Genomic DNA, 13,033 nt, shown 5'->3' on the forward strand with positions numbered 1-13,033 from the left:
GCGACCGCATTGTCGGGGGGATACCGGCTCGCGCGGATATGACCGCGGTTATTTCAGATGCGCGTTGATGTAGTCGATCGCCTGCTGCACGGTGGTGATCTTCTCGGCCTCTTCATCGGGGATTTCGCACTCGAACTCTTCTTCGAGGGCCATCACCAGCTCGACCGTATCCAAGGAGTCGGCGCCAAGATCGTCGACAAAGGAAGAATCGTTCTTGACGTCCTCCTCTTTGACGCCAAGCTGCTCGATCACGATCTTTTTGACGCGCTCTTCAACGTTGCTCATGCTCGTTATTCCCCTGTGTAAAAAAAATGCAGCCGTCGGCTGCGGGCGGTATTTTAGAGAAACCTCAGCCATACCGCCACCTATGTGCGGCGACTGGCTTACGCCATGTACATGCCACCGTTGACGTGCAAGGTCTCGCCGGTGATATAACCAGCACCGGGCGAGGCCAAAAATGCGACGGCCTGGGCGATATCCTCCACCCCGCCAAGCCTGCGCAACGGTATCTGCCCCAGCAGGCCGTCACGCTGTTCTTCCTTCAGCACACGGGTCATATCCGTATCAATGAATCCGGGCGCTACCACGTTCACCGTAATACCGCGTGAGCCCACCTCGCGAGCCAGCGACTTGCTGAAGCCGATCATGCCTGCCTTGGCAGCCGCATAATTGCACTGCCCAGGATTTCCGGAAGCTGCAACGACCGAGGCGATGTTGATGATACGCCCGCGGCGTTGTTTGAGCATGCCGCGAATGCAGGCGCGCGACAGCCTGAAAATCGAGCCGAGATCGGTATCGATCACCGACGTCCAATCCTCGTCCTTCATCGCCATCAGCAAGGTATCGCGCGTGATCCCGGCATTGTTGACCAAAATCGACACGCTGCCATGATCCGAGCCGATACGCGACATCACCTCGTCCACCGAGGCCTGGTCCTCTACCTTGAGCATCATGCCCACACCTGCGGCGCTCGCTTCCTTCAGGTACCCGGAAATGGCTTCGGCGCCCGCAGCAGAGGTCGCTGTACCGATTACGGTGGCGCCGCCACGCGCCAACTCAAGCGCGATGGCTTGGCCGATACCCCGGCTCGCGCCGGTGACCAGCGCGATTTCACCCTGCAGATTCATGCTCCGTACTCCTCGCATAGCTCAAGCGCGGCATCAAGCGTCTTAACGTCATCCACACAGATGACCTTGAGGCTGCGGTCGATGCGCTTGTTCAAACCACTGAGCACCTTGCCGGGGCCGAATTCGAACACGATACGGATACCTTCATCGGCAAAGCCTTCGATCGTCTCGACCCAGCGCACAGGACTGTACAGCTGGCGCACCAAGGCATCGGCGATCGAAGCCGGATCGGTATACGATACAACGTCGGCGTTGTGGATCACTGGCACCCGAGGCGCGCTGAGGGTTACACCTCGCAGTACCGTGCCGAAGGATTCGGCCGCCGGCCGCATCAGTGCACAGTGCGAGGGCACGCTGACGCTAAGTGGAATCACGCGCTTGGCGCCTGCGTCCGTCGCCAAGGCCATCAGCCGTGCAACGGCTGCCGCATGGCCAGCAACCACTACCTGTCCCGGCGCATTGAAATTGACGGCCTCGATGATCTCGCCGGTAGCAGCCTTCGTGCACAGTGCTACGACCTGATCGTCCGTGAGGCCCAGTATCGCGGCCATCGCGCCTTCCCCTTCGGGGACGGCCGATTGCATCAGGCGCCCACGTTCAGCCACTACCCGCACTGCGTCGCCAAAGCTAAGCGCGCCGGCGCAGACCAAGGCGGTGTATTCACCCAGGCTGTGCCCGGCCATGACCTCGGGCCGGCATCCTCCCTCCTCTTCCCAGGCACGCCAAACGGCAACGCCAGCGGCAAGCATGGCCGGCTGGGTCACGGCTGTCTGGCCTAATTCGCCTTCCGGGCCGTTCTGCACCAGCGACCAGAGGTCATACCCCAGGCAGTCCGAAGCCTCCTGAAAGGTTTCACGTACCTGTGGATATTTATCGGAAAGTGCGGCCAGCATCCCAATGGATTGGGAACCCTGGCCGGGAAATACGGCGGCGATGCTCATGAAGTCTGTAAATGCCTCGGGCTTAAAAAGGCGAGTAGTGTAGGCAAAGGCCTCCCAGTGGGCAAATACTTGCGCGTACGGAGGTCGTCACATCACTGATCTCGCCTACTGGGTTATCATGATTACACTGCCAAAATACGCACCGCCACCCTAGGTGCCCACCTTGGCTCAGCTCACCCGCCTTGTTTTATCGCGCCAGTTATTGATAATGGGCGCCTCGTCGCCCGAGGGATATCCCGCACGAATGGCTAAAGAAGACGCAATCGAAATGGAAGGCAAGGTGATCGACACCCTGCCGAATACCATGTTCAGAGTTGAACTCGACAACGGTCACGTAGTGACCGCCCATATTTCCGGCCGCATGCGCAAGCACTACATCCGCATACTGACCGGCGATCAGGTCACTGTCGAACTCACCCCGTACGACCTGAGCAAGGGCCGTATCGTTTACCGCAAAAAATGACCCCGGCCGAGGCGGCCCTTAGTGGACCGCCTCCCGATCGCTGCTGAAGGCCAGCCGCAGTTCGTCGCCTTCCACGTCGAGGTGAACCTCACCGCCATCGCGGAGCCGTCCGAACAGGATCTCCTCTGCGAGGGGCTTTTTGACGTGCTCCTGAATCACGCGTGCCATGGGACGCGCGCCCATGAGGGGATCGTAGCCACGTTCGGCGAGCCAGGCGCGTGCCGCGTCGTCAACCACCAGACGCACCTTCTTTTCTTCAAGCTGCGATTCGAGTTCGATCAAGAACTTGTCGACCACGTTGGCAACGACTCTCGGCTCCAGCGCCTTGAACTGAATGATCGCATCCAAGCGATTGCGGAATTCCGGCGAAAACGCGCGCCGGATGGCTTCCATGCCATCGGTCGAGTGATCCTGTTCGGTGAACCCCAGGCTACGACGGCTCACGGATTGCGCGCCTGCGTTGCTGGTCATGATCAGAATCACGTTGCGGAAGTCCACCTGTCGGCCGTTGGCGTCGGTCAGAGTGCCGTGATCCATCACCTGCAACAACAGGTTGTATACATCCGGATGCGCCTTCTCGATTTCGTCGAGCAGCAGCACGGCATGCGGATGTTTGAGAACTGCGTCCGTCAGCAGCCCGCCTTGGTCGAACCCGACGTAACCTGGCGGGGCACCAATCAAACGCGATACCGTGTGCCGCTCCATGTACTCGGACATATCGAAACGCACCAGCTCAATACCCATGACCTGCGCGAGTTGACGAGTGACCTCGGTTTTGCCTACGCCGGTCGGCCCTGCAAACAGGAAGGAACCGATTGGCCTGTCTGGGCTACCGAGTCCGGAACGCGACATTTTGATCGCTGCGGCCAGCATGCCGATTGCCTCGTCCTGGCCGAACACGACGAGCTTGAGGTTGCTCTCGAGGTTCTTCAATACCTCGACGTCTGAGCTCGATATCTGCTTCGGCGGGATACGGGCGATTTTGGCCACGATATCCTCCACGTCATGTACCGAGATGGTCTTCCGTCGCTGACTCGCCGGTTGCAGGCGCCTGCGTGCACCGGCCTCGTCGATCACGTCGATGGCCTTGTCCGGCAGGTGGCGGTCGGTGATGTAACGCTCGGAAAGTTCGGCGGCGGCGCGCAGCGACGGGTTCGTGTAGCGCACGTCATGATGCTCCTCGAAACGCCCCTTGAGGCCCTTGAGGATCTGATAGGTTTCCTCAACACTGGGTTCGCGCACGTCGATCTTCTGGAAACGTCGCGCCAACGCTCGGTCTTTCTCGAAAATTCCGCGATATTCCTGATAAGTGGTCGAACCGATGCACTTAAGTTGGCCATTGGCCAGCATCGGCTTGAGCAAATTGGAGGCGTCCATCACGCCTCCCGAGGCTGCTCCTGCGCCGATAATCGTATGGATTTCGTCGATGAAAAGAATCGCCCCCGGCTGACGCTTAAGCTGGGCAAGCACGCCCTTGAGGCGCTTCTCGAAATCGCCACGGTACTTGGTGCCAGCGACCAATGCACCGAGATCGAGCGAGTAGACCACGCCATCGCTCAGGATTTCGGGCACCTCGCCGTCGACGATACGTTTAGCCAAACCTTCGGCCATGGCGGTCTTGCCCACGCCGGCTTCGCCTACGTACAGCGGATTGTTTTTGCGACGGCGGCAGAGAATCTGCACCGTGCGTTCGATTTCGCTATCGCGGCCGATCAGTGGATCGATTTTACCTTGGCGTGCCAGTTCGTTGAGGTTGACGGCAAACTGCTCAAGCGGATTGCTGCGCACGGCTTCGTCGCCGCCACCGCCCTCAGGAGGACTTTCCGGGTCCATCTCAGGTTGCTGCTCGTCCGACACCTTCGAAATACCATGCGAGATGTAGTTGAGTACATCAAGGCGACTGATGCCCTGCTTCGACAGCAAATAGACCGCATGCGACTCCTGCTCGCCGAACAGTGCGACAAGTACATTGGCGCCCGTGACTTCTTTGCGTCCCGATGACTGCACATGGAACACCGCGCGCTGCAATACGCGCTGAAAACCGACCGTCGGCTGCGTCTCGCGCTGGTCACTGTCGTTCAAGCGAGGCGTGTTGTCCTCAATGAACAGGTCCAACTCGCGCTTGAGCCGCAACAGATCCGCGCCACAGGCGCGCAACACGCCCACCGCAGTGGGGTTGTCCGTCAGTGCGAGTAGCAGGTGTTCCACGGTAATGAATTCGTGGCGCTTCTCACGGGCTTGCTTGAAAGCCATGTTGAGGGAGAATTCAAGCTCTTTGTTCAGCATCGCCGATTTGCCTCAGGTTTGGGCGGCCATCCTCGGCCCACGGAATCCGTATATTTCGGGCCTCAGGCCTCTTCCAGGGTACATAGTAAGGGGTGCTGGTGATCCCGCGCATAGTCATTAACCTGCGCCACCTTGGTTTCTGCAATATCGCGGGTAAACACCCCGCAGACACCCCGGCCACGTGTATGCACGTGCAGCATGACCCGGGTGGCTTTCTCCCGGTCCATACTGAAAAACACCTCTAGCACTTCGACCACAAACTCCATCGGAGTGTAGTCATCGTTAAGAATCACCACCTTGTACAAAGGTGGCTGTTTGATTTCTGGGCGACTTTCCTCGACCACGGACTCTGCCTGGTCGCCAGGTTTTTCCTCACTCATGTTGACTATGTCGGGTTTCACTGCGCTAATCTCAAGGCCTGCACATCCACATCACTCGCACTTTAACCGCCAGCGCTACATATGCGCGACGATGCAGCGACCGAATTCGGAACTCGAAACGCTCTGCGCATCGGGCATCAACCGCGCCAGATCGTCGGTCACGCGCCCCGCGCGTATCGCGCCGGACAATCCGCGCACGATCGCATCGGCAGCCTCGTTCCAACCAAGGTGACGCAACATCATCTCAGCGGATAGTACGATGGACCCCGGATTCGCCTTGTCCTGCCCGGCGATCTTGGGTGCCGTACCGTGAGTCGCCTCGAAAATACCCACGCTGTCCGAAAGATTGGCCCCGGGCGCGATGCCGATACCGCCGACCTGGGCGGCGAGCGCGTCGGAAATATAGTCGCCGTTCAGGTTCAGCGTCGCAATCACGTCATAGTCCTCTGGATTGAGTAGGATTTCCTGAAGAAAGGCGTCAGCAATCACATCCTTGAGCACGATGTCATCACCCGTACGTGGGTTGCGCAGGCGCATCCAAGGACCACCATCGAGCGGTTCCGCGCCGAATTCACGACGGGCAAGCTCGTATCCCCAGACCTTAAAGGCGCCTTCGGTGAACTTCATGATGTTCCCCTTGTGCACCAACGTCACCGAAGGGCGCCCGTTGTCGATGGCATATTGGATCGCCTTGCGCACTAGGCGTTCCGTCCCTTCGCGGGAAACGGGCTTGATGCCAATGCCCGAGGTTTCCGGGAAGCGTATCTTGCTGACCTTCATGGTATCGCGCAGAAATGCGATCAAGGACTGCGCCTCGGGGGTACCTGCCGCCCACTCGATACCGGCATAGATGTCCTCCGAGTTTTCACGGAAGATCACCATGTCGGTCTTTTCCGGTGACTTGAGCGGACTTGGCGTACCGTCGTAATAGCGAATCGGGCGCAAGCAAACGTATAGATCGAGCTGCTGCCTGAGCGTGACGTTGAGCGAACGGATGCCGCCTCCGACCGGGGTCGTCAGCGGACCTTTAATCGACACCAGATATTCACTGACTGCTTGCAGGGTCTCGTCCGGCAGCCAGACATCTTCGCCGTAGACCTGGGTAGCTTTCTCGCCGGCATACACCTCCATCCAGGCGATCTTGCGCGTATCTCCGTAAGCTTTGAGCACTGCGGCATCGACCACTTCGCGCATCACCGGGGTCACGTCCACACCAATGCCGTCGCCCTCGATAAAAGGGATCACGGGTTGCGCGGGCACGCTCAGGCTGCCGCCGGGCGCCATAGTGATCTTCTCGCCCCAACTGGGAATCTGGATGTGCTCGTAAGACATGTGTCGGGGTCTCCGCAAAACGAATGGCTGACTCGCATTATACATTCACTCTGGACGCGCAGAGCTGTGATAAAGTCTTCCGATGCGGTTCCAACCCCACGTCACCGTTGCGGCGGTCGCCGAGCGCGAAGGCCGGTTTCTGATGGTCCGCGAGCGCATCGACGAACGCACACGCTACAACCAGCCGGCCGGCCATCTCGAGGCAGGCGAATCGCTGCTTGATGCCGTGGCACGGGAAACGATCGAAGAAACTGCCTGGAGCTTCCGCCCCGAGGCCCTGATCGGACTCTACCGCTGGGTCAGTCCGTCGGGTTCGACCTTCCTGCGCGTAACCTTTGCCGGCACCGTCGGCGACCATGCCCCTGATCGCGCGCTCGATGAAGGCGTTGAGGCGGCCGAATGGCTCACGCACGATGCGGTATGCGCACTCGGTAAACAATTGCGCAGCCCGCTTGTCCTGCAGTCCATCGACGATTATCTGCAAGGACGCCGGTATCCGCTGGATCTGTTACGCGAACTCGCGTGAACAGCATGCGACGACAACGCATTATCGTCGGGCTTTCCGGCGGCGTAGATTCCGCTGTCGCCGCGCTGCGCCTGATTGAACAGGGACATCGCGTCGAAGGCCTGTTCATGAAGAACTGGGAAGACGACGACGAGGGTTATTGCGCCGCGGCCGACGACCTCGCCGAGGCGAAGCGTGTCGCCGAAACACTCGAAATTCCATTACACAAGGCGAACTTCGCCCGCGAATACTGGGATCGCGTATTCGCCTACTTCCTGGCCGAATACCGCGCCGGCCGCACACCCAATCCCGATGTGCTGTGCAACAAGGAAATCAAGTTCAAGGCCTTCCTAGACTATGCTCGCAGCCTCGGCGCCGATGCCATCGCGACCGGGCACTACGCACGCATCGACGCGCAGGCAAACCTACTCCGCGGGCTCGACCCGAACAAGGACCAGAGTTACTTTCTGCACGCGTTGACGCGCGCGCAGCTCGCCGCCAGTCGCTTCCCGTTGGGTGACTCGCTCAAATCCGATATCCGCCGGATCGCGCGCGAAGCCGGCCTGCCGAATCACCAGCGCAAGGACAGCACCGGCATCTGCTTCATCGGCGAGCGTCGCTTTCGCGACTTCCTGGCCCGCTACCTGCCCGCCACGCCGGGCACGATCGTCAATCCTCAGGGCGAATCCCTCGGTACACATCAGGGATTGATGTACTACACCCTCGGCCAGCGTCAGGGCCTCGGGATCGGAGGCACGGCTGACGGCGGCGAGGCGCCTTGGTACGTGGCCGAGAAGAGATTGGCGCACAATGAACTGCTCGTCGTGCAAGGGCACGACCATCCGCTGCTGCAATCCACTGCGTTGTGGGCGCGCCCACTGCACTGGATCTCGGGGATGACACCGGGCGACCGCTTTGAATGCACCGTCAAGACGCGCTATCGGCAAATCGACCAAGCCTGCACGGTGACGCTGGCGGAGGATCGGGCCCACGTCACTTTCGAGCGACCCCAGCGCGCAGTAACGCCGGGGCAATTCGCTGTTTTCTATCGAGGCGACATATGCCTCGGCGGCGGGGTCATCGAAACGATCGAACCCTGGCGGCAGGAAGGTCAATTCACGGCCACAACAACCACATTTTCAGCCGCACACTGATCCGCAACATTGATTCAAGGGGAATGAAGTGGAGAAAAATCTGCGCAATCGCACACTGGCACTCGCCGCCGTATTCCAATGCGCCGCCGATGCCGACCGTCTTGCGCGCACGGGCACGCTGGACGAAGGCGCCCTCAAACCCCTGATCGGAAGCCTGTTGACGCGTGATTCCGACAGCCTGGAGGCTGTCTACGGGGGAATCGCCAATCTACGTCCTGGGCTGCAGATCCTAAAGGCACAGCTCGACCCGCAGGAACGCGTACGAGCCCTTGAAATCATGCGCTATGCCGTTTCGTTGCTGCATCTCGAACGCCGTCTCGCCAAGCATCCGGAAATGCTGGAACGCCTGGGCAAGGGCATCGATGGCGCCCAGCGACAGGCCGAATACTTCGAGCCCGGACACGAAAACGTGATTGCCGGCCTGGCGGGTCTTTACCGCGAGACCATCAGCGAACTCGGCCCCCGCATCATCGTGCGCGGCGAACAGAGTCATCTCGCCAACGAGGCGGTGGCCAGCCGTATCCGCGTACTGTTGTTGGCCGGCATTCGTGCCGCCGTATTGTGGCGCCAGGCCGGCGGTACTCGACTGCGGTTGCTGTTTGCGCGCAAACCCATGCTCCGGGAAGCCGAGCGCCTGCTCGCCTGAATCCGCCCGCGCCGGCAGACGACGCGCACCTTAAGTGGTTTACAATGGACCTCGTCTCCGGGCAGCCTCTCCAGATCTGTCCCGGTTCGGCATCCGCCACGGGGCGCCGTGCCCTCAATACAAACCCGGACACAAGGACGACTCCATGCACAACAGCCTCGACACCCGGACCGAACTGCGCGTTCAGGGACAATCCTACGCCATCCACAAGCTGTCGGCCCTTGACGGCGCCAACCGGCTACCCTATTCGCTCAAGATTCTGCTGGAGAATCTGCTGCGCTACGAGGACGGGACCAGTGTGACGCGAGCCGACATCGAGGCCCTGCTGGCCTGGGACCCACGGGCCGAACCCAGCCAGGAAATCGCCTTCCGCCCGGCGCGCGTGCTGATGCAGGACTTCACCGGTGTACCCGCAGTCGTCGATCTGGCAGCCATGCGCGATGCCATGTGCCGGCTCGGCGGCGATCCCGACAAAATCAACCCGCTACAGCCAGCCGAACTGGTGATCGACCACTCGGTGCAGGTCGACCGCTTCGGTTCCGACGACGCCTTCAACTTGAATGCCGAACTCGAATACAGCCGCAACCGCGAGCGCTATGCCTTCCTCAAATGGGGACAGAAGGCCTTTTCAAATTTCAAGGTGGTGCCGCCGGACACCGGTATCGTTCATCAGGTCAACCTCGAATATCTGGCACGCGTCGTGTTCACGCGCACACTGGACGACGGCAATCTAGAGGCCTATCCGGACACCGTGGTCGGCACGGATTCCCACACCACCATGATCAACGGCCTTGGCGTGCTCGGCTGGGGCGTAGGCGGTATCGAGGCCGAGGCGGCCATGCTGGGGCAGCCTATTTCCATGCTGTTACCTCAGGTCGTCGGCTTCCGCATGACCGGCGCACTGCCCGAAGGCGCCACCGCGACCGACCTCGTACTCACGGTGGTCGAAATACTGCGCGGCAAGGGCGTGGTCGGCAAATTCGTCGAGTTTTTCGGCGACGGACTCGCACAACTGCCGCTCGCCGATCGCGCCACAATCAGCAACATGGCCCCCGAATACGGCGCCACCTGCGGTATTTTCCCGGTCGACGCCGAGACGCTGCGCTACCTGGCGCTCAGCGGACGCCCGGCCGATCAGATCGCTCTGACCGAGGCCTACGCGAGAGCCCAGGGCATGTTCTACGAACCGGGCGCACCTGCCGCCGACTACAGCGATATCCTGACCCTAGACCTCGCAACGGTCGAGCCGTCGCTGGCCGGCCCCAAGCGCCCGCAGGACCGGATCGCGCTCAGCCGGGCCAAACAAACCATCGGCGCGGCCCTGGAGGATGCAATGCGCGCCCGCATGACCGCGTTCGCAAGCCGTGGAGATGCCGAGGGTTTCGAGGGCGAGGGCGGCCACGCCGCGGTCGGCGTCGAACATCAGGCGGACGATCCCGCGCGTCGCAGCGCACTGCGCATGCACCTCAATGATGGCATGGTCGTGATCGCCGCGATCACCTCGTGTACCAACACTTCCAATCCCTCGGTGATGATCGCCGCCGGCCTGCTCGCCCAAAAGGCGCGTGCGCGTGGCCTGTGCGTTCAGCCCTGGGTCAAGACCTCGCTCGCGCCCGGCTCCCGCGTGGTGACCGCCTATCTCGACAAGGCCGGCCTCAGCGAGGACCTGGCCGCGCTGGGGTTCGACCTCGTCGGCTACGGCTGCACCACCTGCATCGGCAACTCAGGCCCGCTGCCGGAACCTGTCAGCGAAGCGATCCGTCGCGATGACCTGACCGTCTGCTCCGTGCTATCCGGCAACCGCAACTTCGAGGGCCGCGTGCACTCCGAGGTGCGCATGAACTTCCTGGCCTCGCCACCGCTGGTGGTCGCCTATGCACTGGCCGGGCGCATGGATATCGATCTCTATCACGAACCGCTGGGCGAGGATAAGACCGGCCATCCGGTCTATCTGCGCGACATTTGGCCAAGCCAGCACGAAATCCAGGAAAAAATCCTCTCCAGCGTGACAGCCGAACAGTTCGCCACCAGTTATGCCGACGTCTACGCCGGCGAAGACCGCTGGCAGCGTCTCGACGCACCCGATACCTCACTGTTTGCCTGGCAGGCGGATTCCACCTACGTGCAAAACCCACCCTACTTCGACGACATCGACCAGCCGCTGGCACCCGTGTCCGACATCGTCGGCGCCCGTGTCCTCGCCTACCTGGGCGACTCCGTCACCACCGACCATATTTCGCCCGCCGGATCGATCAAGACGGACAGCCCGGCTGGCCACTATCTGGTCGAACATGGCGTACAACCCGGCGACTTCAATTCCTATGGCTCGCGCCGCGGTAATCACGAGGTGATGATGCGCGGCACCTTCGCCAACATACGCCTGCGCAACCGCCTGGCACCGGGTACGGAAGGTGGCTTCACCCGGCACCTCCCCTCCGGCGAAGAGACCAGCATTTACGAGGCTGCGATGCGCTACAAGGCCGAGGGCGTGCCGAGCATGATCATCGCCGGCACGGAATACGGCTCTGGATCGAGCCGTGACTGGGCGGCCAAGGGCCCGCGACTACTCGGCGTCAAGGCCGTACTGGTAGAAAGTTTCGAGCGTATCCACCGCTCCAACCTGGTCGGCATGGGTATCCTCCCGCTGCAGTTCCTGGCCGGCGAAAATGCCGAAATCCTGGGGCTCAACGGAGAGGAAACTTACGATATCACCGGACTCGGGGACGGTGCCGCCAAGGAAGTGACCGTCACTGCGACGGCGAATAACGGGACGCAAAAATCCTTCCACGCGAAGGTGCGCATCGATACCCCGCAGGAAATCGAGTACTACCGCAACGGCGGCATCCTGCCCTACGTGCTACGTCAGCTCGCGAGCTAAATCCCATCGATGCAGCAGCACCGGGTGGCTACCCGGTGCTGCTGCATCAAACCAGCGAGATCGACAATACCCATCCGATACGCCATCGGGCCAAATCGCCGCCTGGAGAGGCGGTAGGTGATATTGCTTCGGCTCGTACACGCGCCCCTTCACCGGGTCTCTCGAAACGACACGAAATAAACAATTCGCGTCGTGTTCATGAACGGCAAAATCGGAATAAAGGCGTGGCGGCTACCATCTCATGGTAGTCATGCTTCAGGAAATGCTCGTCTCACTGGTGATGCAAGACCTATGGCCGGAGCGACCCTGAGTCGTATGACGATCACGGAGCGTATCGCATGCTCAGCCCCAAGCATCCGGTGCAGGACGGGCATCGTGTGCAGGTTATCGCTATCGATCCTGTGTGCAATATTCAGGTTCCCAGGCCTCGCCTGGCAATACTGCGGCATACCCAAAGGCTCGGACTAAGCCAAACCCCCGCACGCACCCTTGTTGCGGCTATGGCTGACCGACGCTACGTTCGGAAGCAATAGCGTGGCGCCATGCTGGACTGTCTCGGCATTGACAGTGCGCTATTCTGGCACCCCTTGCCATAACATTTCATAGCCAACTTCATAAGTATCATCACAGAATGCAGCAAGTTCTGAAAACTTCTCTTTAAATACTTTATCCGCATGCGATTTTTCGTGCTGGTCAAACGATTTCCAGTACGTGACGATGACCAGGTCACCCTGTTTCATGCTTTTATCTTCATCGTCTGGTGCAGCACCAACGCTGCCTTCTTTCGATACAAAGCCAGAGTACTTGAATACCTGGCCGCCGATGAAGCCACCTTTGTCATCACCGTAGGTGTTTTTAACTACATTGCACATCTCACCCAGGACAAGTTCGACGTCTTCCATTTTTACACCCGGCTTTAGATCTACCACATTAAAAAGCATGACACAGCCAAAGGGTATTTGAATTGGTTCGAACATAACGAGCTCCCACCTGATTAAAGGTGTTCGTTTGATCGGCCAGAGATATGGCTGATCATTACTGCTAACCGACTTTCAATTTATACTAACATATAGAATATTAATAGACACTAATGCGAAAGGCATCCTGCTCACATGAACTCAATAACCTTCGAGTACGCTCAGCAGGCTCCAGCAGGCGGCGCCAACAAGGGCGCTGTGCAGTTCCAGACCGGGATCGTCAGAGGTTCTGTTCGCTTGCAGGCATGCAAGGCGCAAACCTGCCTGCCACCGACAACCCTCTTCATCGCGGTATCGCCGTCGACAGATTGATGCGATTCACGCCTGACCCTATAGCAATCCGC

12 protein-coding genes are annotated in these 13,033 nt (G+C 60.1%); 5 read left to right on the top strand and 7 right to left on the bottom strand.

What is annotated here, in order from left to right; genetic code table 11:
• Nucleotides 1-48: 48 nt before the first annotated feature.
• The 3 genes from acpP to fabD all read right to left on the bottom strand — a co-directional run bounded on the left by acpP (nt 49) and on the right by fabD (nt 2,068).
• Complete coding sequence (gene acpP / locus BI364_RS09135; RefSeq protein ID WP_070078477.1) at nt 49-285, bottom strand: acyl carrier protein; 237 nt, start codon at nt 283-285, stop codon at nt 49-51.
• Between the two features lie 98 nt (nt 286-383).
• Nucleotides 384-1,127: a 3-oxoacyl-ACP reductase FabG gene (fabG, locus tag BI364_RS09140; protein WP_070078478.1), complete on the bottom strand. Its 744-nt coding sequence runs from the start codon at nt 1,125-1,127 to the stop codon at nt 384-386.
• The gene (fabD, locus tag BI364_RS09145; protein WP_070078479.1) at nt 1,124-2,068 is read right to left on the bottom strand and encodes an ACP S-malonyltransferase; all 945 of its coding nucleotides are present in this window, start codon (nt 2,066-2,068) and stop codon (nt 1,124-1,126) included. The genes fabG and fabD overlap by 4 nt, the downstream gene beginning before the upstream one ends.
• Before the next feature lie 244 nt (nt 2,069-2,312).
• On the opposite strand from fabD, the gene infA reads away from it, so the two are divergent.
• Nucleotides 2,313-2,531 (top strand): translation initiation factor IF-1, encoded by a 219-nt coding sequence (gene infA / locus BI364_RS09150; RefSeq protein WP_070079992.1) that lies wholly within the window; start codon nt 2,313-2,315, stop codon nt 2,529-2,531.
• An 18-nt stretch (nt 2,532-2,549) separates the two neighbouring features.
• Here infA and clpA read toward each other — a convergent pair whose 3' ends face one another.
• The 3 genes from clpA to icd all read right to left on the bottom strand — a co-directional run bounded on the left by clpA (nt 2,550) and on the right by icd (nt 6,529).
• Nucleotides 2,550-4,817, bottom strand: a complete 2,268-nt coding sequence (gene clpA / locus BI364_RS09155; RefSeq protein ID WP_070078480.1) for an ATP-dependent Clp protease ATP-binding subunit ClpA — start codon at nt 4,815-4,817, stop codon at nt 2,550-2,552.
• A gap of 62 nt (nt 4,818-4,879) precedes the next feature.
• Entirely contained in the window at nt 4,880-5,197 is a 318-nt protein-coding gene (clpS, locus tag BI364_RS09160) for an ATP-dependent Clp protease adapter ClpS (RefSeq protein ID WP_070078481.1), read from the bottom strand.
• A 75-nt stretch (nt 5,198-5,272) separates the two neighbouring features.
• A complete protein-coding gene (gene icd, locus BI364_RS09165) occupies nt 5,273-6,529 on the bottom strand; it encodes an NADP-dependent isocitrate dehydrogenase (RefSeq protein ID WP_070078482.1) in 1,257 nt (418 codons plus the stop codon).
• 82 nt (nt 6,530-6,611) lie between these two features.
• On the opposite strand from icd, the gene BI364_RS09170 reads away from it, so the two are divergent.
• From BI364_RS09170 to acnA, 4 genes are all read left to right on the top strand, one after another.
• Entirely contained in the window at nt 6,612-7,055 is a 444-nt protein-coding gene (locus tag BI364_RS09170; RefSeq protein ID WP_070078483.1) for an NUDIX hydrolase, read from the top strand.
• Between the two features lie 5 nt (nt 7,056-7,060).
• Entirely contained in the window at nt 7,061-8,188 is a 1,128-nt protein-coding gene (mnmA, locus tag BI364_RS09175) for a tRNA 2-thiouridine(34) synthase MnmA (RefSeq protein ID WP_070079993.1), read from the top strand.
• Between the two features lie 28 nt (nt 8,189-8,216).
• On the top strand, nt 8,217-8,834 hold the full coding sequence (hflD, locus tag BI364_RS09180; protein WP_070078484.1) for a high frequency lysogenization protein HflD: 618 nt from the start codon (nt 8,217-8,219) through the stop codon (nt 8,832-8,834).
• Nucleotides 8,835-8,979: 145 nt separating this feature from the next.
• Nucleotides 8,980-11,712 (top strand): aconitate hydratase AcnA, encoded by a 2,733-nt coding sequence (gene acnA / locus BI364_RS09185; RefSeq protein WP_070078485.1) that lies wholly within the window; start codon nt 8,980-8,982, stop codon nt 11,710-11,712.
• A 572-nt stretch (nt 11,713-12,284) separates the two neighbouring features.
• Here the strand turns inward: acnA and BI364_RS09190 are convergent.
• Complete coding sequence (locus BI364_RS09190) at nt 12,285-12,689, bottom strand: hypothetical protein (RefSeq protein WP_070078486.1); 405 nt, start codon at nt 12,687-12,689, stop codon at nt 12,285-12,287.
• Between the last annotated feature and the right edge of the window lie 344 nt (nt 12,690-13,033).

The organism is Acidihalobacter yilgarnensis, from assembly GCF_001753245.1.
In the GTDB taxonomy this organism is placed as follows: domain Bacteria; phylum Pseudomonadota; class Gammaproteobacteria; order DSM-5130; family Acidihalobacteraceae; genus Acidihalobacter; species Acidihalobacter yilgarnensis.